Below are 20,573 nucleotides of genomic sequence, written 5' to 3'. Positions count from 1 at the left end.
TCAAGGCGCCCGGCAGGGGGCGCTGACGTCGAGCGCCGGGCGATAGACCTCGGTCTGCACGCCCATTAGGCCCAGCACGGTGTGAGAAAGGTTGTCGTGGCTGAAACGGGTGTTCAGCTGAGTCGTCAAACAATCGGGCTTCGACGCCGTCGCTGCGGGCGGGAGCCACATCACCATTGGCACGTGTTTCTGCTCGCGCGGCGCAAATGCGTAGGGCAAGCCGTGCAGGTAGAGGTTGTTTTCGCCCAGCGACTCGCCGTGGTCCGACATGTAGAACATCGCCGGCTCGTTGGTGGACGTGCGTTTCTGCAGCCAGCCGATCGCGCCGGCCAGAACGTGGTCGGTGTAGGCGATCGAGTTGTCGTAGCCGTTGATCAAGGCCTGCCGATCGCACTGCTGCAGCACGTTGGTCTGGCATTCCGGCTGGAAAGGTTTGCGATCAGACGGCGAGCGCTTCCAATACGCCGGTCCGTGGCTGCCCATCTGGTGAAGCACGATCACGATGCCGCGCTCGCGCCGGTCCGCGGGCAGGGCCGCGATGCGTGCGTCCAGGCCCAGCAGCAGGGCTTCGTCGAGGCATTCACCGTCCTGGCACAAGGACGCGGGCAGGGCGGCACTGCCGGGCGCCGGCGTACTGGCTTCGGCATTGGGCACGCGCTCGCATTGCCCTTTGCAGCCGGCCTGGTTGTCGACCCACAGCACGGCAAGGCCCGCGCGCTGCAGCACATCGAGGAGGTTTTCGTGTGGGTGGCTTTCAGACTCGAAGACCGACTTGCCGAACACAGAAAACATGCACGGCAACGATGTGGCCGTGCTGGTGCCGCATGAACTCACCTCGCGAAAGCTCTGCACGCCCAGCGTTGCGAGTTCCGGGTTGGTCGTGCGGGCGTAGCCGTTCAGCGAGAAATGGTCAGCACGAGCCGTCTCGCCTACCACGAGCAGCAGCAACGGCGGCTTGGTTCCGGGCGGGCGTGGCGCGAGCTTGGCATCCGCACCCACCACAAGCGGCGGCCCGCTGGGCTTGGCCTGCGCGTCGACAGCCACCATCGCAAGCGCATAAAAGGAGTTGAGCGGGTTGATGAGATAGCGCACCTGCTTGTAGTTGCGCATCGTGCCCGACATGTCCGCGAAGAAGATAATCAGCAGGGCACCCATCAGCACGATGGCTGCGAGCAGGCCCAGCAGGTTGCGCTTGAGTTGCCGCCACAAGGACAGGCGCTGTACCCGCACGCGCGCCAGCCACACCAACGGCACGACGCCCAGCACGATGAACCCGATGAACAAGCGCAGGCTGAGCAGGTCGCGCGTCTCGCGCGCGTCGGTCTGCAGCACGTTGACGATCATCGTGGAATCGATCACCACGTTGTAGGTGCCCATGAAATGCGCACCGGCGGCCGCCGCGACCAGGAATAGCGCCACCACCGGCTTGATGCTCCAGCGCCAAGCCGCAAGCGTCAGCACGAGGGCGGTCAAGCCCGTCACCATGCCGCAGAAGGCCAGCATGAACACACGGCCGCGCAGCGAAGCCATCTCGGGCAGGTCGCCCAGCGCGAACCAAAGCGGCCAGTTGGCGAGGCTTGCCAACCAGAGGCTGGCAAGCCATGCAAGGGTCAACGGGTTCCAGCCCTCGGGGGCTGATGCGGGCGTGGCGGTGACGTTGGATCGACGGAAAAAACGCATCAGCGAAATGAAGCAGCGAGACAAAGGGCTACGCGCCAGAGGGCGCAATGGTCAGTGTGGCACGGAAGCCGAAGGTCTCGCCGGGCAAAGGCGACTCCAGTACCAGCGACGCATGCTGCTGCTGGGCGATGCGCGCCACGATGGACAAGCCCAGGCCGGTGCCTTCCGTGCGCGCGGAGCCGCGCGAATACGGCTGCGACAGTGTCGGCAGCGTGTGGGTGGGGACGCCTGGACCATCGTCGCTGACGACGACGCGGCCGGGCGCTTCAACGCGCAGCTCCACTTGCGCCTGCGGCGCGTGCTTCAGCGCGTTTTCGATCAGGTTGCGGATGGCGATACCCAGTGCGTCGACATCGCCCTGCACGATCACCGGCTGCTCGGGCAAGTCCACGGCCAGCCGATCCATGGCGTGGGCATGGTGGCGAAACTCATCGAGCACCAGCGTCGCAAGTTGGCACAGATCGACAGGCTCGCGGGCGAGGCCGATGCCGGACTCCACACGCGAAAGCTGCAGCAGCTTGGTCGCCGTGTTGCTCAGCCGATCGAGCGAGCGCACCAGCGCCAGTGCGCGCTCTTGCGCGTCGCCCTCGGGCAGTTCGGCCACGAGCCGCTGCGCCTGCGCACGGGCTGCAGCCAGCGGCGTGCGCAGCTCGTGTGCGCTGCTCGCTGCAAACGCGCGCTCGGCACGCACCACGCCTTGCAGGCGATCAACCAGCACGTTGATCGACGCCATCATCGGGTCGAACTCCGACGGCAGGTCGTTCGCCTGCAGAGGCGAGATGTCACCCGCGGGTCGAGCCCGCCATTGGTCGCTGGCCTGCTTCACGCTGTTGAACGAGCGGCGCAGCAGGAGGTCGATCAGCAGTGCGGCGAGCGGCAGCAAGGCGAGCAGCGGCAGCACCAGCGCTGCCGTGCTTTCGGTCAGCGATTGACGGCGTTCATTCAAGGGCTCGCCAACCTGCACGGTCACCTGGCTGTCGATGCCCCGGCGCGTCGCCACGCGCCAGCCGCCCATCGTGGACAGCCCCGGTGCGGCATTCACCGGCCAGGGCATGTCGCGTGTGGACCCGGTCTGGCGCAGCACGGTGCCCTTCGCGTCTCGCACCAGCACGTGCATCACTTCTTCGTGAGGCACCATGGGCAGGGATGGGGTGGTGTCGACGGCCCAGGCCGCGGCTTCGATCGGGATCTGTTCGGCGAGTGAGAGCAGGGCGCTGTCGAGCACGTCGTTCAGCTCATGGCGCACGGCGATGGTGGCAACGATGGCCGCCGCCGTCCACAGCAAGCCCACCGCCACGAGCAGACGCAGCCGCAGCAGCCGCGCCAGGCTCCAGCGGCGCGGTGTCATCCGGGCAGGCGCTCCAGCCGGTACCCGAGTTGCCGTGTGGTGCTGATGGCCTCAGGCCCGAGCTTCTTGCGCAGGCGACTGATCAGCACTTCAAGCGTGTTGCTGTCGCTGCTTTCGCCTTGCGAGTAGAGGCGGCGCGTCAACGCATCCTTGCTCCACGTCTGCCCGGGGTGCACGGCCAAGCAGCGCAGCAATGCCCACTCCATGGCGGTGAGCGACAGCGTGAGTTCGTCTCGGCGCACCACCTGCACGTGGAAGTCGACCTGGGCACCGCCAGCGAGCAGCAGCAGCGGTGTCGGCTTCAGTGCATAGCGCCGTGCCACGGCGTCGACACGGGCACTCAGTTCTTCGAGGTCGAAGGGCTTCACGAGGTAGTCGTCGGCGCCCGAGGCGAGACCGTTGATGCGGTCGCGAATCTGGTCGCGCGCGCTCAGCACCAGCACCGGGAATGGCGTGGACTGGCGCCGCACCTGGGCGAGCAAGTCCATGCCGTCGCCATCGGGCAGGCCGAGGTCGAGCAAGGCCATGTCGGTGTCGCGCTGCTCGCTGAGGCGGGCGATCGCGGTGCGCGCATGCGAGGCGGTCTTGAGCCATTCCACGGCATGTCCCTGGGCCACGAGGTGATCGGCCACGGCCTGGCCGAGATCGACGTCGTCTTCGATCAGTGTGATGTGCATGGGCGTGATTGTCGCTGCGCAAGCGCTGAAGTGAAGCTGAATTGCGGCCTGTGGGGTCTCAGGCCGCGGCCGCTTCGGGGGGCGCGGCATCGTCGGGACGGGCATCGCGCAAGTTGAGCGCACCGGGCTGTCGCCCGCCCGCCTGGCCGAGTGTCACCGCGCCCACGCCGGAGGCATAGCGCTCGCGCAGTGCCTCGGCTTGTGCAGAGAGCGCCGGTGCGTCGTCGATCTTGCTGCCGTGCCGCTGCAGAGTCATGCGGGCCATCTCGATCAGCTTGGTGTTCAGCGTGCGTTCTGCATGGGCGATCAGCGTTTGCACCGCTGCACGGTGGTTGCCCTGCACGGTGTGTGTGATGGCCTGCTCCGCCATCTCTGCAATGCGGGCGTGAGCCTCGCGCACACGGTCGGCAAAAGGTGGATGCGAGACGGCGGCGCCGGCCAGCAGTTCGGTCAGGCCCTTGGAACTTGCAAAGCGCATACCCAGCGTGTCGACCCAGGCATTGCCACCGTCCAGCTGCAATTCGCTGGCGGTGAGCTGGGCCAGCAGCGCCAGCAGGTTGCATGCGGATTCGACGTCCAGACTGGGCTCTTGCAGGTTACCGAAGAGCTGGCGCACCTCGCTCACCACGGCGGCCACCTGCTTGCGCAGCATCAGGCTGAACACGGTGACGACCGAGACGAAGCGCTGCAGGCGCCGGCTTTGCGGCGCGCGCTCCAGCGCGTGCTGCAGGTTGTCCAGGCAGCGCTGCAGACCCTTGCTGTCGCGCTGGTGGAAGCGGGCGAACGCCAGCAGCACCAGCGACTGAAAGTCGAACATCTTCGAGCTGATGCCGATGGCAGCTGCGCGCTCCAGCATCTTGGCCGATTCGTCGCGATCGCCCATGTAGAACGCGAGCATGCCGTGCTTCTGCAGGCGTGTGATCGAACCTGGCGTGAGGGCGCTGGCTTTGCGGTAGGTCTCGAGCGCTTCGCCTAGGTTGCCCTGGTCGACCTGCACACGCCCCATCACGTCGTAGGCATCGACATGGGTGGGGTGGTCTGAGATCAGGCTTTCCAGCGTGCGCATGGCGGTGGCCGGCTGATTGCCTTCGATCTGGGCCCGCGCAATGCCCAGGCGTGCCCAGGGCAGGGCGCCGGTGGCGAGCACGGCCTCACACAGTTTGCGGGCTTCGTCGTGCCGGCCCTGGCGCAGCAGCAACTCGGAGCCGATGCGAGCGGCGTAGAGCCAATAGGCCCCGCGGCTCGCGAATCGCGCGAGGCACAGCCGCGTGGCCTGGTCGTGGTCTTGCTGCTCGATGGCAGTGAAGATGTCGCCGAGCACCTTTTTGCGACGGCGCGCTTGCGTGAGTCGCTCACCGAGTGCGGTGGCGGTATGGGGCTTCAGCAGGTAGCTGTCGAGGGCGGATTCGGCCGCGTCGGCCACCATGGTGTAAGACGCCTCGCCGGTCACGATGATGAACACCGTGGAGAAGGGGAGCAGCTGGCTGCGGCGCAGGTCGTCGAGAAGATTCTGCGCGGTGTAGTTGCTGTCTTCGGCGTCGAAGCGGTGCTCGCACAGCACCACGTCGAACGGGCGCACCTCGAGCTGCTTGCGTGCGTCGTGAACGCGCCCGCACTGGACGACCGTTCCTACGCCGAACTCGCGCAACTGCGAGGACAGGATGCTGCGCGACGTCGCGCCACTCCGCGGGCCCGTTAGAAAGGACCTACTTGAACAGGTCCTTGACCCGGTTGGTCCAGCCCTTGGTGTTGGGCGAGTGGCGGTCGGCCGACTTGGAAAGCGAGTCGTCCAGCTCGCGCAGCAGCTTGCGCTGGTGCTCCGTCAGCTTGACCGGCGTCTCGACGCTCACGTGGCAGTACAGGTCGCCGGGATAGCTGGAACGCACACCCTTGATGCCCTTGCCGCGCAGCCGGAAGGTCTTGCCGTGCTGCGTGCCTTCAGGCAACTCGATCTCGGCCTTGCCTCCCAGCGTGGGCACTTCGATCGTGCTGCCGAGGGCGGCAGTCGTCATGCCGACCGGCACGGTGCAATGCAGGTCGTCGCCGTCGCGCTCGAAGATTTCGTGCTGCTTGATGCGGATCTCGATGTACAGGTCGCCGGCGGGGCCGCCGTTGGTACCCGGCTCGCCATTGCCTGCCGAGCGGATGCGCATGCCTTCGTTGATGCCGGCGGGGATCTTCACTTCCAGCGTCTTGTTCTTCTTGACCTTGCCTTGCCCGTGGCAGGTGACGCAGGGCTCGGGAATGATCTTGCCCGTGCCGTGGCAGTGCGGGCAGGTCTGCTGGATGCTGAAGAAGCCCTGGCGCATGCTTACCGTGCCGGCGCCATTGCAGCTCGGGCAGGTCTTGGCGCTGGAGCCGGGCTTGGCACCGCTGCCGTGGCAGGTGACGCATTCTTCCCAGCTGGGGATGCGGATCTGCGTTTCCTTGCCGTTGGCCGCCTCTTCGAGGGTGATCTCCATCGCGTAGCTGAGGTCGCTACCGCGGTAGACCTGCTGGCCACCCGGCCGCCGCCCGCCGCCACCGCCCTGGCCGCCGAAGATGTCACCGAAGATATCGCCGAAGGCTTCTGCAAAGCCGCCGAAGCCTTCAGCGCCCGGGCCACCGGGGCGGAAGCCGCCGGCATTCGGGTCGACGCCGGCATGGCCGTACTGGTCGTAGGCCGCACGCTTCTGAGGGTCGGAGAGCATCTCGTAGGCCTCCTTGGCCTCCTTGAACTGCTCTTCCGATTTCTTGGCACCGTCACCCTGGTTGCGGTCGGGGTGGTGCTTCATGGCCAGCTTGCGGTAGGCCTTCTTGATGTCGTCCTCGGAGGCGTTCTTGGCTACGCCGAGCACATCGTAATAGTCACGCTTTGCCATGCTGTGTATGTCGCTTTTGCTACTGCTTTGAACGCGAAATCCCCCGTGTGCTGGTCAGCCCACGGGGGAGGGTGCAATGGCGCCCTTGCTGCGCTTACTTCTTGTCTTTGACTTCCGTGAACTCGGCGTCGACGACGTTGTCATCGGCCGGCTTGCCTGCCGTTGCACCCTGCGGAGCTTCGGCCTGCGTGGCGCCAGCACCGGCACCCGCTGCCTGGGCCGCCTGCGCTTCGGCATAGACCTTCTCGCCCAGCTTCTGGCTGGCCGTCATCAGCGCCTCGGTCTTGGCCTCGATGGCGGCCTTGTCTTCGCTCTTCAGCGATTCCTCGGCTTCCTTCAGGGCGGTTTCGATCTTTTCCTTCTCGGCAGTGTCGAGCTTGTCGCCATGCTCGCCCAGGGATTTCTTCACGCTGTGAACCAGCGCGTCGGCCTGGTTGCGGGCCTGCACCAGCTCGAGCTTCTTCTTGTCCTCGGCGGCGTTCAGCTCGGCGTCCTTCACCATCTGCTGGATCTCGGCCTCGCTCAGGCCGGAGTTCGCCTTGATGGTGATCTTGTTTTCCTTGCCGGTGCCCTTGTCCTTGGCACCCACGTGCAAGATGCCGTTGGCGTCGATGTCGAAGCTCACTTCAATCTGCGGTGTGCCGCGCGGTGCCGGCGGGATGCCTTCGAGGTTGAACTCGCCCAGGCTCTTGTTGCCGGCGGCCATTTCGCGCTCGCCCTGGTAGACCTTGATGGTCACGGCCGGCTGGCTGTCTTCGGCGGTCGAGAACACCTGTGCGAACTTGGTCGGGATGGTCGTGTTCTTGGCGATCATCTTGGTCATCACGCCGCCCATGGTCTCGATGCCCAGGCTCAACGGAGTCACGTCGAGCAGCAGCACGTCCTTGCGGTCGCCTGCCAGCACCTGGCCCTGGATTGCAGCGCCCACGGCCACGGCTTCGTCAGGGTTCACGTCCTTGCGCGGCTCCTTGCCGAAGAACTCCTTGACCTTGTCCTGCACCTTGGGCATGCGGGTCATGCCGCCGACGAGGATCACGTCGTCGATCTGGCTGGTCTGCACGCCTGCGTCCTTGATGGCGGTGCGGCAAGGCGCAATGGTGCGTTCGATCAGCTCTTCGACCAGTGCTTCAAGCTTGGCGCGGGTGAGCTTGATGTTCAGGTGCTTCGGGCCCGACGCATCGGCCGTCACGTACGGCAGGTTGATGTCGGTCTGGGCGCTGTTCGACAGTTCGATCTTGGCCTTTTCAGCAGCTTCCTTCAGGCGTTGCAGCGCGAGCACGTCCTTCGACAGATCGACGCCTTGTTCCTTTTTGAACTCGGTGATGATGTAGTCGATGATGCGCTGGTCGAAGTCTTCACCGCCCAGGAAGGTGTCGCCGTTGGTCGACAGCACTTCGAACTGCTTCTCGCCGTCGACATCGGCGATCTCGATGATCGAGATGTCGAACGTGCCACCGCCGAGGTCATACACAGCGATCTTGCGGTCACCCTTTTCGTTTTTGTCGAGGCCGAAGGCCAGCGCGGCCGCGGTGGGCTCGTTGATGATGCGCTTGACGTCGAGGCCGGCAATGCGGCCGGCGTCCTTGGTGGCTTGGCGCTGCGCGTCGTTGAAGTACGCCGGCACCGTGATCACGGCCTCGGTGACGGCTTCGCCGAGATAGTCTTCGGCGGTCTTCTTCATCTTGCGCAGGATTTCTGCACTGACCTGCTGCGCAGCAAGCTTCTGGCCGCGCACTTCGACCCACGCGTCGCCGTTGTCGGCAGCCACGATCTTGTAGGGCATCAGGTCGATGTCCTTCTGCACTTCCTTCTCAGTGAACTTGCGGCCGATGAGGCGCTTCACCGCGTACAGCGTGTTCTTCGGGTTGGTGACGGCTTGCCGCTTGGCCGAGGCGCCGACGAGGATCTCGCCGTCTTCCTGGTAGGCCACGATGGACGGCGTGGTGCGGGCGCCCTCGCTGTTCTCGATCACCTTGGTGGTGTTGCCTTCCATGATGGAAACGCACGAGTTGGTGGTCCCGAGGTCAATGCCGATGATCTTTGCCATGTATGTTCTCCTGCAGACTGTAAAAACTGATGTGTTCGAGTTGTGGATAACTGCGTGCTTTTCAAGGGCCGGCAGCTTGTGGATGCGGTCTTACTTGGGAGCGGCTACGGTGATCAGGGCCGGGCGCAGCACGCGGTCGGCGATCAGGTAGCCCTTTTGCAGCACGGCAACGACCGTGTTGGCCTCCTGCTCGGCCGGGACCATGCTGATGGCCTGGTGCTGATGCGGGTCGAACTTGGTGCCCGCCGGCGGGTTGATCTCGAGAACCTTGTTGCGCTCGAGCGCAGCAGCCAACTGGCGCAGCGTGGCGTGCACGCCTTCGAGGAGCTGCTCAGGAGTCGCAGCCTGGATGGCGATGGCGGCTTCGAGGCTGTCCTTCACCGGCAGCAGGCTGTCGGCAAAATTTTCCACCGCGAACTTGCGTGCCTTCACGACTTCTTCTTCGGCGCGGCGACGGATGTTCTCGGTCTCGGCCTTGGCGCGCAGGTAGGCGTCCGACATCTCGGCCAGACGGTCTTCGGCCGACGGCTGGTCGGTCGGTGCTGCTTGCACAGGGGTTTCGGGAAAGAACTCGGGTTGCTCGCCGGGTGCTTGGTTTTGAGAGGTGTCTTCTGTGTTCTGCATGGGTCGAATACCTGTCGAAGGCGGGCATGTTGGTGCACCGCGGTGGATTTCAAGAGCGTTTTTGAGCCGATCAGTCAGGATCGGTCGACGCGCTCCAGCGGTTCCAGTCGGCCAGCTGGCGGCGATTGCGCTTGGTCGGGCGACCTTGTTCAATGGCCAAAGATGGCTCCGGCGTGTCGCGTCGCTGGCGCGCGACCTCTTCGCGCCGTGCCACGCTCTCTGGCGTCTCTTCATAAAGAGCCTGGGCCACAGGAGCAGGGCCGCGCATGTTGCTGAGGCCGCGGACGTGAATGGCCCGTGTCACCGGGCCTTGTCTAAGTTCGACAAGGTCGCCAGGGTGCAGTTCCCGCGCAGGTTTGGCGACTTGGCCGTTGACCTGGACGCGGCCTTTGTCGATTTCTTGCGTGGCCAGGCTGCGCGTCTTGAAGAAGCGGGCGGCCCACAGCCACTTGTCGAGGCGCACGGATTCCACGGTCCCCGTTTTCATGCCGCTGCCACCACTTGGGGCGTTCCCGCGTCTTTGCCCGTATCCCAACCCTGCATGTGCTGCAAGGCCAGCTGGGTCAATGCCGCCATCCATTCATGCTGGTCATTCAGGCACGGTACGTAGTTGAATTCGGTGCCACCGGCCTTGAGAAAGGCGTCGCGTGCCTCCTGGGCGATTTCTTCCAGCGTCTCGAGGTTGTCGGCGACGAAGCCTGGGCACATCACGTCGACTTTCCTGATGCCCTGTTTTGCCAGCTTGACCAGCGTGGGCTCGGTGTAAGGCTGCAGCCATTCGGCGCGGCCCAGGCGGCTCTGGAAGGTGACGACCAGGTTCTCGGGCTTCACGTCAGCACGGGCCGCCACGCGTCGGGCCGTCTCCATGCATTGGTCGTGATACGGATCGCCCAGCGTCTGCGTGCGTTTGGGCATGCCATGAAAGCTCATCACCAGCTTTTCGCCGCGGCCATGGCTCGCCCAGTGGTCCATCAGCCGCTTGGCGAGCGCGTCGATGTAGCGCGGGTCGTCGTGGTATCGGTTGACGAAGCGCAACTCGGGCAGGCTCCGAATGCGCCTAGCCCATTTGTAGACGGCGTCTGAGACGCTGCCCGTAGTGGCTGCGCAGTACTGTGGGTACATCGGCAGCACCAGGATGCGTTCGGCGCCGCCGGCCTTGAGCTCGTCCATCACTGACGCGATCGATGGCGAGCCATAGCGCATTGCAAAACGCACCATGACGCGGTGACCGCGCTGGCCCAGGTAGCCGGCCAGCAGCTTCGCCTGCTTGTCGCTCCACACGGTGAGCGGCGAGCCCTCAGGTGTCCAGACACTGGCATAGCGCTTGGCGGATTGCGCGGGCCGGGTCCGAAGAATCACGCCATGCAGGATGGGGCACCAGATCAGTCGCGGGATCTCGATCACCCGCGGGTCGTGCAGAAACTCCGACAGGTAGCGCCGCACGGCTGCCGTCGTCGGTGCGTCAGGCGTACCGAGGTTGCACAGCAGGACGGCGGTGCGTGGCGCCGACCCGGTGGCGGGCGCGGGTTCGCGGACAAACGACATGGATGATGGGACGCTGGCTGGAGCTGGGGTTGGGCCGGGCGATGGGGCAGGGCGCGATTATCGTTGCCCCGAGGGCACTGCGGTTCAGCCGAAATCGGTAGCCGGCGCGGTGCGTGCCCGTTGAACGCACTGTTCGATGTCGGCCAGCACGGCGCTGACGTTAATCGGCTTGGTCCAGTAGCCGATGAAGCCCGCTTCGTAGGCACGCTGCACGTCGTCGGGCATGGCGTCTGCCGAGCACATGTAGGCCGGCACGGTGTCGAGCCCGGGCAGGGTGCGCAGCAGGCGAAGGACCTCGAACCCCGAGATACCGGGCAGGTGGGCGTCGAGCACCAGCACCTCGGGTTGCCAGTCCTGGGCGAGGGTCAGCGCCTGGTCGCCATCCTCGGCCACGCGCAGGTCGATCTGGCTGCTGTGCAGCCGCATCGCCTCTTCGAACAGGATGGCGTTGATGCGGTTGTCTTCGACATACAGCATGCGAAGGCCGGCGATGGCAGGGGCTGCATCGACGGCTTCCGGCGCAGGAGCCGTATCCGCCGGTGGCTCGGCGCATTGCAGGTCCAATCGCACGCAAGTGCCGCGGCCGGCCTCGCTGGCCACRCTCAGCCGGCCACCAATGGCCTGTGCGAGGCTGCGGGCGATGATGAGGCCCAGGCCCGTTCCCTCGATAGTCGAGGTCTCGCGGCCCAGCCGATCGAAGGGTTCGAAGAGCCGGCTCATCTGCTCGCGGCTCATGCCCGAGCCGTTGTCTTCAATGCACAGCGTGAGACGGCCGATCGCTGCACCTTCGAGGCGCCAGCGAATGCTGCCGCCAGGGTGGTTGTATTTGATGGCATTGGATGCCACGTTGAGCAGCACCTGGCGCAGGCGCTGCATGTCGGCCTGCACCCAGGTGCCGGGCGCGATCTGGTTGTCGATGTCCACCTGTCCGGCCTGTGCCAGCGGGCTGAGCAGCTCGACGGTGCGGACGATGGCGTCGTGCAGGTCCACCGCGCTCAAGCTCAGTGACAGGGCGCCTTCTTCGATCTTCTGCAGATCGAGCACGTCGTTGATGAGCGCGAGCAGGTGTTCGCCGGCATCCAGCACGTGCCCGGCGTACTCGCGCACGGTCTTCGAATCCGGCGTGGCATGGCTCAGGCCCAGCAGCTGGGAGAAACCGATCACCGCATTCAGCGGCGTGCGCATCTCGTGGCTCATGCGCGAGAGGAACTCGCTCTTCGCATGGCTGGCCAGCTCGGCGGCCTGCTTGTCGCGCAGCATCTGCTCCGACTGCTTGCTGCGCGTGATGTCGGACTGCGTTCCAACAACGCGAAGCGGCCGGCCCTCGCTGTCGAAGCTCACCGCCTTGCCGCGGTCGCGCACCCACAGTTCGTGGCCGAGGCGGTGGCGCACGCGATACTCCACGTCGTACAGCGGAATGGCACCGCGCAGGTGGCGCCGCATCTCGGCCAGCGCGTGCGGCAGGTCGTCCGCATGCACGCGCGAGCGCCACTCGTCCGCGCTGTCGCCGATCTCGTCATCGGCGTAGCCGCACATCTCTTTCCAGCGCGCCGAATAGAAGAACTTGTTGCTGCGCACGTCCCAGTCCCAGACGCCATCGCCCGGGCCTTCGAGCGCGAACTTCCAGCGTTCCTCGGCCAGGGCAAGCGCCTGCTCGGCTGCGCGTTGCTGCGTGATGTCGCGGAAGGTCAGCACCACGGAGAGCGTGCCGCCTTCGGGGTGCAGTTGCAGCGGGTGGGCGTTGAGGGCTATCCAGCGCAGCTCACCATCCGGACGCCGCAAGGCGTGGATCTGGTTCATCAGCGGCTGCTCGCTGCCGACCACGCGCCGCACGGGGTTGCGTTCCGGTGGCAGCATGCTTTGGTCGGCGCCCAGCAGCTGGAAGGGCCAGATCTCGCCCTGGCTCATGGCTTCGGCCTGAGTGACGCCGAGGATGGCGCAGCCTGCCGGGTTGACGGCAATGATCTTCAGCGTTGGCGTGACGACCACCAGCCCGTCGCTGATGGCCAAGGCGACCGAGCGGTACAGCTCCTCGCTCAAGCGCAGCTTGTTGGCGGCGCGGCTCTGCTCGGTAAGGTCGCGCGTGACGTAGAGCACGCGCTCGTTCGGCATGGGAGAGACGCGGGCTTCGAAGACGCGTGCGGTGCCGTCCGGCATCACGAGTTCGTAGTCGAGGCGTTGCACTTCGCCGCTCGCGAGAGCGAACGCGATGGCCGCATTGACGCGATCGGCCAGCGGCTGGGGCACACCGGCGGCGAACAGCTGGCCGCGCACGGTGTCCCACGGGTGCAGCAGCATCGGGTGGGTGGCGGAGCTGCATTCGAGGTATCGACCTTCGGTGTCGAGCACGAACCAGAGGTCGGGCACGGCCTCAAGCACGGCTCTGAGGCGCGACTGCGAATCACGCAGCTGTGTCTGCTGATCGGCCAGATCGAGCTCGGCGCGCTTTCGGTCAGTGATGTCGATCGAGAGGTGGACCACGCTGCCGTCGGCCAGCTGGCGGTCGCTGATGATGACCCAGCGGTCTTTCCAGCGCAGCTCATGCTGTTCGCCGCGGGGCGACGCGAGGCCCATGCGCCACCGAACGAAGGTTTCGCGATCCTGCGCGTCGGGGTACTCGCCTCGCTCCGTCATCTGCTCGACGATCTGCCGCCAGGTCGCGCCGCTGCCCATGAAGTGGCCGATGCTGTCGCGCCAGATCGAATTGGCGAGCACCACCTGGCCGGCCGCGTTGGTGATCATCACGCCCACGGTGAGACTATCGAGCGAGTCACTGAGCAGCCGCTCGGCCTTGCGCGCCTCGCGTTGCGCCTGCACACGCTGGGTGATGTTGCTGGTGCTGCCGCGGTATCCGCGAAAGTTGCCCGCGCTGTCGAAGACCGGGACGCCGCTGAGGCTGACGGTGATGAGGCCGTTCGGAGTCTGGCGGTCGGCAATGATTTCCCGAAATGGCGAGAGCGTTTCGCGCGACTCCCGGTAGCGCCGCCACGAATCGGTGGTGTCACCTTCGCTGGGCCGATTGAGTTCAGACAAGGTGTGGCCGACGACCTCATCCGGTCGCTGGCCGGTGTGGGCTCCGACACCCGATGAGACCCAGGTCACGCGGCCAGAGGCGTCGCTCTCCCACAGCCAGTCGGTGCTGGACAGGCTGGCGGTGCGCACGCGTGCTTCCTGCAGGCGCCAGCGCTCTTCTTTCAGGCGCGCCTCGAGCAGGGAAGCAGCCAGCAAGGCGACGTCATGCAAGGCAGCGAGTTGGCCGTCATCGAAGATGCGGGGCACGAGGTCCATGGCGCATGCCAGGCCCACCACGTGGCCTTCGACCACGATGCGGGCTGCAGCGAATGCGCGGATGTTCAAACGAGGGGCGGCAATGTCGAGAGCCCACCGCGGGTCTTCCAAAGAATCGCCAACGACCACCTTGTCGACATCCATCAGGGCGCTCAGCAACGCGCTGCCTGCCATGGGCAGATCACGTCGGTTCAAGCCGGCTTCCGCCTTGAGCCACAGGCCGGTTTCGTCGTTGAGAAAGCCGAGCCAGGCCATAGGGCAGTCGAACTGCGCGGCCAGCAGTCGCGCCAGCGCATCGAATTGAGCCTCCGGAGTGGTGCCGAGCTTGCGCAACTCGCGCAGCGTGGACGTGGGGCCAGCGGCGTCGGGCGAAGGCGTCATGGGAAGCTGGCGGGGATCCGGCTTCATGCCCATCAAGGGATGAATTCAATGACCAGATCGGCGACCCGCAGCATGCGAACGACTGTAGCGGAGAAAGGCTCGCGAGCAATCCGCTGGAGCTGCGAACAGCGACAAGCTGCACACATCAATGCTGCACGGCGTCGCGTTCAGAACTGATCTTGCGGCTGAGTGTCCGAAAACTTCAGGATTTCGAAGCGCACGCTCGGGGCGGTGGGGTCCATGAGCGAGGCGCCGAGGCCGATCAAGCCCGACCCGTGCAGGGTGCAGGTGCCTCGGCGCAGTGCGACGATTTCAGAGTCGTTCGAAAAACGAACGTAGGTGCCGTTGTAGCTGAGGTCGGTGAGCTGGAATGCGCCGCCGTGCCAGTCGATTCGGGCGTGCGAGCGAGACACCCGCGAGTCGTCGATGCAGTAGGTGACCTGTGGGCTGCGCCCCAGCACCACCGGCAGGCTCGGGCCGGCGTAGACGCGGTTCATGTCGAGCCAGATCAGGCGGATGCCTTCGGGCTCAAGGTTGGGCAGCAAATCGCCATAGGCGGTGGCGGCCGTGTCGCCAAAACGGCGACCTTCGAGCAGATGCACATGGACCGGCTCGACACGGCCGCGCAGCTGCACCTTGTCGAGGCTGCGGAATCGAGCGCGCAGGTCATCGGCCAGGCCCTTCACGACGCTGGCGGTGGCGAGGGTTTCGTTGTCTCCGGCGTGGTCCAGCAGGCGTGCAGCCACATTGACGGCATCGCCGAAGCAGTCGCCCGACATCTCGATCACCTCGCCGTGCGCGAGCCCAACCTGCAGCTTGAGCACCGGTGTGAAGCCGCTTGCCGAGGGGTGATCGGCATTGGGCGGCACGATGCGGTCGAGGGAATCGTGCATCTCGTCGGCTGCAACGACGGCGGCAGCTGAGTCGGCGAACACCGCCATCAGGCCGTCGCCCAGGGTCTTGACGACCACGCCGCCCGTCGTCGACACGATCTGCGCGATCAGGGCAACGCTGCGCGTGACCACCGTGGTGGCCTCGGTGTTGCCGAGGGTTTCGTACAGCGAGGTGCTGCCGCGCAAGTCGGCAAACAGTACGGTTCGCTGAAGAATCTGCGTCATGTCGTGAAGTTTATGGCAACAAACATGAAAAAAGCCCCGGTGAATTAGACCGGGGCTCGAGGGTTTTTTTGAGGATCAGAGGTTGTCGAGGTACGTGCGCGGCTTGTGGCTGCGCCGCAAGTTGAGTGAGCTCTTCGCGCTCACTCGCTAACGCGAGTCACTCATCCGGCCAAACCTTACAGGTTGTCCAGATACGTCCGCAACTTGTCCGACCGGCTCGGGTGCTTGAGCTTGCGGATGGCCTTGGCCTCGATCTGGCGGATGCGCTCGCGGGTCACGTCGAACTGCTTGCCGACTTCTTCGAGCGTGTGGTCCGTACTCATCTCGATGCCGAAGCGCATGCGCAGCACCTTGGCTTCGCGCGGGGTCAGGCTGTCCAGAATGTCTTTGACGACATCTCGCAGGCCGGCCTGCATCGCTGCCTCGATAGGCGCCGTGTTGTTGGTGTCCTCGATGAAGTCGCCCAGGTGCGAATCGTCGTCGTCGCCGATGGGGGTCTCCATCGAGATCGGCTCCTTCGCGATCTTCATGATCTTGCGGATCTTGTCCTCGGGGATCTCCATCTTCTCGGCCAGCGTCGGCGCATCGGGTTCGAAGCCGAACTCCTGCAAGTGCTGACGCGACAAGCGATTCATCTTGTTGATCGTCTCGATCATGTGCACCGGGATGCGGATCGTGCGCGCCTGGTCGGCGATCGAGCGGGTGATGGCCTGACGGATCCACCACGTGGCGTAGGTCGAGAACTTGTAGCCGCGGCGGTATTCGAACTTGTCCACCGCCTTCATCAGGCCGATGTTGCCTTCCTGGATCAGGTCGAGGAACTGCAGGCCGCGGTTGGTGTACTTCTTGGCGATGGAGATCACGAGGCGCAGGTTGGCCTCGATCATTTCCTTCTTGGCGTCGCGCGAAGACTTCTCGCCTTCGTTCATGCGCTTGTTGATCTGCTTCAGGTCTTCAAGCGGCACGACAGCGCGGGCCTGCTGGTCGGTCAGCTTCTTCTGCAGCTCTTGAATTGCCGGCAGATTGCGAGCCAGCACGGCGCTGTACGGCTTGCCCGAAGCCGCTTCCTTCTCAGCCCACTTCAGGTTGAGCAGGTTGGGCGGGAAGTGCTTGATGAAGTACTCCTGCGGCATGCCGCACTTGTCGACGAGGATCTTGCGCAGCTCGCGCTCGTAGCGGCGCACATCGTCCACCTGCGAACGCAGGATGCCGCACAGCTTCTCGATCGTCTTGACGGTGAAGCGGATTGTCATCAGCTCGGCGCTGATGGCCTGCTGCGACTTGTTGTACGAGACGGACTGGTAGCCATCCTTCTCAAACGACTTGCGCATCTTGTCGAAGTTGGTGCGCAGGTTCTCGAACTTGGTGAGCGCGGCGGCCTTCAGCTCTTCGAGCTTCTTGGTCAACGCCTTGCTGCCGCCTTGGCCGTCGTCATCGTCTTCCTCGTCGAAGAAGTCGACGTCTTCTTCGGCCACGTAGTCGTCGGCTTCGTCTTCGGAGACAAAACCATCGACGGCTTCGGAAATCTGCATCTCGCCCGCGGCGATGCGGTCGGCGTAGACCAGGATCTCGGCGATGGTTGTCGGCGAGGCGCTGATGGCCAGCATCATGGCCTGCAAGCCGCCTTCGATGCGCTTGGCGATCTCGATTTCGCCTTCGCGGGTGAGCAGTTCGACCGTGCCCATTTCGCGCATGTACATGCGCACCGGGTCAGTCGTGCGGCCGAATTCGGAGTCGACCGTCGACAGCGCAGCTTCCGCGGCTTCTTCGGCTTCTTCTTCGGTCGCCGTCGTGGTGCCACCGCCGGCGATCAGCAGCGTGGCGGCGTCGGGCGCCTGCTCGTACACGGCGATGCCCATGTCGTTGAGCATTGACACGATGGCTTCGAGGATTTCCGCGTCGACCAGCTTTTCGGGCAAGTGGTCGTTGATTTCCTGGTGCGTCAGGAAGCCGCGCGTCTTGCCCATCTTGATGAGCGTCTTCAGCTCCTGGCGGCGCTTGGCGACCTCTTCTTCGGTGAGCGCGGTCTCGTCAAGGCCGAACTCACGCATCAGCGCGCGCTCTTTCGCGCGCGACACCTTCATGCGCAGGGGCTTGACCTTTGCAACCTTCTCTTCGCCGCCCTCGGCTTCGGCCTCGGGCTCTTCGCCTTGCAGGTCAGCCTCGATGTCGGAGAAGTCCTCTTCAGGCACTTCTTCCTTCTTGGCCGCGGCGCCGGCCTTCGGCTTGCGGCCGGGCTTGCCCTTGGCCTCGACGACAGGCTTCACTGCGGCAGCCTTGGCGGGCTTCTTCTTGTCTTCGACCTCGGCCTTGTGGGTCTTGGCTGGCGCAGCGGCTGGTGCTGCCTTGGCGGGGGCGCTCTTCTTCGCGGTCATGCAAATCCTCGAATGGTGGTGGGCGTCACGGCTCTGTGCTGAGGGTTCGAGCGCACGGAAAACAGCGACCCGCCTCTGTATTTACAGACGCGGAACGATTGTTCAAGGTGCATCATGAAACCGGCAAAAAGCGAAGCCAACCAATGCGGCAGCTTGCCGGCACAGGTTTGGCCATTGCTCTGACACATCGGCGGACAAGCTGTCGTGACCATCGAATTAGTGCAGCCCTTGCGGGATATGGGTGGCCTTGTGTGGGGACCCTGGGTCAGAGGGTGGCCGGGGCCCGGAGGTGCTGCTGTCACTCTTGCCGCGTAACAAACCCTCAATTATCGTCGAAGCCGGGCACTACGTCAAAGAAGGTTGCTGAGTTTGTGTCAGCAGCAAGCGTTTGCGGCGAGTCTCCAGTTCGCGCCATCTGGTCAGAGCCTGCGGATCTGTGGCGGCCTGCTGGATGAGCAGCTCCTGTTGAGCCTGCAACGACTTGACCCACATGCCGTCGACGACGCGGCGCAGATCGGCAAATTGCATTTCGTCGGCCAGCACGCTCTGCGGCACCAGCCGCAACGAAGCCTCAGCCCATTCGGTTTCCTGCAGGGCCTGCTCCAGCACTGCCCACGGAGATGCGCCGTGCTCGTTCAGGTAGCGCTCCAGCCACGCGCAAAGCGGGCCATGCACGGAGGGCAGGGCGGCCAGCAGTTCATGGTCATCGGCATCAAGCTGCTGCCACCAGTCGCTGTGCAGCAGGAGCATGCGCAGGGCGGTGTCGGCCGGGCTGGCCGGCGCGGCGCGGTTGCTCATGCGGTTGGGTCGCGGGGTGCGGACGAAATCTGGCTTTGTGCGAGGGGGCGCTGATTCGGCTTCTGCGCTGCGCTTCGGTGCGGCGTTGGTTTGCCAAAGCCGGGCCAGGTCGGGTGTACTCAAGCCCCCCAACTGAGCCAATTCGCTCAGCAACTGCAGTTTGAAAGCGCCCTCGGGCAGCGCTCCCCAGAGAGGCTTGGCATTGGCAAGCAGCTTGGCACGGCCTTCCGCGCTGTCCAGGTCCATGCCGTCGCGGGCAGCTTCAACCAGCTGGCGCGATAGAGGTACCGCCTGCGAGACAGCCCGTTCGAACGCTTCGGTGCCAAGTTCTCGCACGTAGGAGTCGGGGTCATGTTCCGTTGGCAGGAACAGGAACCGGATGGTGCGCGTGTCCGTCGCGTGCGGCAGCGAGGCTTCCAACGCCCGCCCTGCAGCCCGCCGCCCGGCGGCGTCGCCATCGAAGCTGAACACCACCGAATCGGTGAAGCGGAACAGCTTCTGAACGTGCTCGGCGGTACAAGCCGTTCCCAGCGTGGCCACGGCGTTCGGAAAGCCCGATTGAGCTAACGCCACCACGTCCATATACCCCTCGACCACCAGCCCGTAGCCGCGCTGGCGCATCGCCGTGCGGGCTTCGTGCAGACCGTAGAGCTCGCGACCCTTGATGAACACCGGGGTTTCGGGCGAGTTCAGGTACTTCGGCTCGCCTTTGTCGAGCACGCGGCCGCCAAACCCGATCACGTCACCCTGTACCGAGCGGATGGGGAACATGATGCGATCGCGGAAGCGGTCGTAGCGCTTGCGGTCGGCCTCGTTGTCGCCTGTCGCGATGACCAGCCCGCTCTCCTCAAGCAGCGGGTCGTCGTACTGTGGAAAGACGCTCGCCAGCCCGCGCCAGCCGTCGGGGGAATAGCCCAGGCCAAAGGCTGCGGCAATCTCGCCGGTAAGGCCGCGGCCCTTCAGGTAGTCAACGGCGCGGGGATTGCTCTTGAGCTGCTTGCGGTAGTGATCGGCAGCCTTCGCGAGCACGTCGCTCAGCGTGGCTTGCCGCTCCTTGAGCTCGGCGGCACGCTCTCGTTCCTGCGGAGACCGGTCGTCTTCCGGGACGGTCATGCCGACCTGCTGGGCGAGATCGTGCACGGCGTCGAGAAAGCCCATTCCCGAATGCTCCATCAGGAAGCCGATGGCGTTGCCATGCACACCGCAGCCGAAGCAGTGGTAGGTCTGCCGGGTGGCGCTGACGGTGAAGCTGGGCGACTTTTCGCCATGAAAGGGGCACAGCCCCTTGTGATTGATGCCGGCCTTCTTCAGTTGCACATGGCGGCCGACGATCTCGACGATGTCGGCGCGGGAAAGCAGGTCTTGGACGAAGGCGGGCGGGATCACTTAACGAGTCTAACGAAGGCACCATGCAAAACGCCGCCCTGAGGCGGCGTTCAACGGTCGGCAGCGATCAGATTGCGAAATCGTCGATCTTCTTGCCGGAAGCGAGAGCGGCTTTCAGCCATTTGGGTTGCAGGCCACGGCCGCTCCAAGTTTCGCCCGTCGCGGCATTGCGGTATTTCGGGGCAACCTTGCTGCCTTTGGCGGCCCCAGCCTTGCCTACGGTGGTTTTGCTGGAAAGGTCGGCGACCGTCAGCCCATATTCGGACATCAGCGATTTGACCTTGCTAATGGCATCTTGCCGTTCGCGCTTCTGGGTGGCTTCGATTTCCTGCTCGAGTGCAGCTCGTTTTGCCAGCAAGTCTTGAAGCGATGACATGTGTCTCTCCTTAGGCTATGAATATGAAGCTTGCCGCTGCAAGTGCGACATATTCTATATCACGGCATT

At 64.7% G+C, this 20,573-nt stretch carries 14 protein-coding genes; all 14 read right to left on the bottom strand.

Annotated elements, in window-relative coordinates; translation table 11 throughout:
• A complete protein-coding gene (locus AC1DYS_RS30825; RefSeq protein ID WP_477905691.1) occupies positions 1-1,680 on the bottom strand; it encodes a phosphoethanolamine transferase in 1,680 nt (559 codons plus the stop codon).
• A 28-nt stretch (positions 1,681-1,708) separates the two neighbouring features.
• Entirely contained in the window at positions 1,709-3,028 is a 1,320-nt protein-coding gene (locus tag AC1DYS_RS30820; protein ID WP_477905689.1) for a sensor histidine kinase, read from the bottom strand.
• Positions 3,025-3,705 (bottom strand): response regulator transcription factor, encoded by a 681-nt coding sequence (locus tag AC1DYS_RS30815; protein ID WP_047496221.1) that lies wholly within the window; start codon positions 3,703-3,705, stop codon positions 3,025-3,027. The genes AC1DYS_RS30820 and AC1DYS_RS30815 overlap by 4 nt, the downstream gene beginning before the upstream one ends.
• A 58-nt stretch (positions 3,706-3,763) precedes the next feature.
• On the bottom strand, positions 3,764-5,284 hold the full coding sequence (locus AC1DYS_RS30810) for a tetratricopeptide repeat protein (protein ID WP_477905687.1): 1,521 nt from the start codon (positions 5,282-5,284) through the stop codon (positions 3,764-3,766).
• Positions 5,285-5,411: 127 nt separating this feature from the next.
• Positions 5,412-6,566 (bottom strand): molecular chaperone DnaJ, encoded by a 1,155-nt coding sequence (dnaJ, locus tag AC1DYS_RS30805; RefSeq protein ID WP_477905685.1) that lies wholly within the window; start codon positions 6,564-6,566, stop codon positions 5,412-5,414.
• A gap of 94 nt (positions 6,567-6,660) precedes the next feature.
• The gene (gene dnaK / locus AC1DYS_RS30800; protein ID WP_477905683.1) at positions 6,661-8,613 is read right to left on the bottom strand and encodes a molecular chaperone DnaK; all 1,953 of its coding nucleotides are present in this window, start codon (positions 8,611-8,613) and stop codon (positions 6,661-6,663) included.
• Between the two features lie 90 nt (positions 8,614-8,703).
• The gene (gene grpE, locus AC1DYS_RS30795; protein WP_477905681.1) at positions 8,704-9,237 is read right to left on the bottom strand and encodes a nucleotide exchange factor GrpE; all 534 of its coding nucleotides are present in this window, start codon (positions 9,235-9,237) and stop codon (positions 8,704-8,706) included.
• 70 nt (positions 9,238-9,307) lie between these two features.
• Positions 9,308-9,724, bottom strand: a complete 417-nt coding sequence (locus AC1DYS_RS30790) for an RNA-binding S4 domain-containing protein (protein WP_477905679.1) — start codon at positions 9,722-9,724, stop codon at positions 9,308-9,310.
• Positions 9,721-10,782, bottom strand: coding sequence for a ferrochelatase (gene hemH, locus AC1DYS_RS30785; protein WP_477905677.1), 1,062 nt, complete (start codon positions 10,780-10,782; stop codon positions 9,721-9,723). The genes AC1DYS_RS30790 and hemH overlap by 4 nt, the downstream gene beginning before the upstream one ends.
• An 84-nt stretch (positions 10,783-10,866) precedes the next feature.
• Entirely contained in the window at positions 10,867-14,478 is a 3,612-nt protein-coding gene (locus tag AC1DYS_RS30780; RefSeq protein WP_477905675.1) for a PAS domain S-box protein, read from the bottom strand.
• Between the two features lie 140 nt (positions 14,479-14,618).
• Positions 14,619-15,569 carry an FHA domain-containing protein gene (locus AC1DYS_RS30775; RefSeq protein ID WP_477905674.1) on the bottom strand — a complete coding sequence of 317 codons (951 nt, stop codon included), beginning with the start codon at positions 15,567-15,569 and terminating at the stop codon, positions 14,619-14,621.
• A gap of 176 nt (positions 15,570-15,745) precedes the next feature.
• The gene (rpoD, locus tag AC1DYS_RS30770) at positions 15,746-17,944 is read right to left on the bottom strand and encodes an RNA polymerase sigma factor RpoD (protein WP_477905673.1); all 2,199 of its coding nucleotides are present in this window, start codon (positions 17,942-17,944) and stop codon (positions 15,746-15,748) included.
• 345 nt (positions 17,945-18,289) lie between these two features.
• Positions 18,290-20,128 (bottom strand): DNA primase, encoded by a 1,839-nt coding sequence (dnaG, locus tag AC1DYS_RS30765; RefSeq protein WP_477905672.1) that lies wholly within the window; start codon positions 20,126-20,128, stop codon positions 18,290-18,292.
• A gap of 67 nt (positions 20,129-20,195) precedes the next feature.
• Positions 20,196-20,504, bottom strand: a complete 309-nt coding sequence (locus AC1DYS_RS30760) for an H-NS histone family protein (RefSeq protein WP_047496194.1) — start codon at positions 20,502-20,504, stop codon at positions 20,196-20,198.
• Positions 20,505-20,573: the final 69 nt, after the last annotated feature.

It is taken from the genome of Rhizobacter sp. P2_G4 (genome assembly GCF_056403575.1).
The sequence above is the reverse complement of the archived record's forward strand: the minus strand, read 5'-3'. Positions and strand labels throughout refer to the sequence as shown.

What these genes read in the sequence shown, in the direction of transcription:
- AC1DYS_RS30820 (WP_477905689.1), bottom strand. Translation starts at nt 3,028, where the DNA reads ATGACACCGCGCCGCTGGAGCCTGGCGCGGCTGCTGCGGCTGCGTCTG.
- AC1DYS_RS30815 (WP_047496221.1), bottom strand. Translation starts at nt 3,705, where the DNA reads ATGCACATCACACTGATCGAAGACGACGTCGATCTCGGCCAGGCCGTG.
- AC1DYS_RS30790 (WP_477905679.1), bottom strand. Translation starts at nt 9,724, where the DNA reads ATGAAAACGGGGACCGTGGAATCCGTGCGCCTCGACAAGTGGCTGTGG.
- hemH (WP_477905677.1), bottom strand. Translation starts at nt 10,782, where the DNA reads ATGTCGTTTGTCCGCGAACCCGCGCCCGCCACCGGGTCGGCGCCACGC.
- grpE (WP_477905681.1), bottom strand. Translation starts at nt 9,237, where the DNA reads ATGCAGAACACAGAAGACACCTCTCAAAACCAAGCACCCGGCGAGCAA.
- dnaJ (WP_477905685.1), bottom strand. Translation starts at nt 6,566, where the DNA reads ATGGCAAAGCGTGACTATTACGATGTGCTCGGCGTAGCCAAGAACGCC.
- AC1DYS_RS30760 (WP_047496194.1), bottom strand. Translation starts at nt 20,504, where the DNA reads ATGTCATCGCTTCAAGACTTGCTGGCAAAACGAGCTGCACTCGAGCAG.
- AC1DYS_RS30775 (WP_477905674.1), bottom strand. Translation starts at nt 15,569, where the DNA reads ATGACGCAGATTCTTCAGCGAACCGTACTGTTTGCCGACTTGCGCGGC.
- AC1DYS_RS30825 (WP_477905691.1), bottom strand. Translation starts at nt 1,680, where the DNA reads ATGCGTTTTTTCCGTCGATCCAACGTCACCGCCACGCCCGCATCAGCC.
- rpoD (WP_477905673.1), bottom strand. Translation starts at nt 17,944, where the DNA reads ATGACCGCGAAGAAGAGCGCCCCCGCCAAGGCAGCACCAGCCGCTGCG.
- dnaK (WP_477905683.1), bottom strand. Translation starts at nt 8,613, where the DNA reads ATGGCAAAGATCATCGGCATTGACCTCGGGACCACCAACTCGTGCGTT.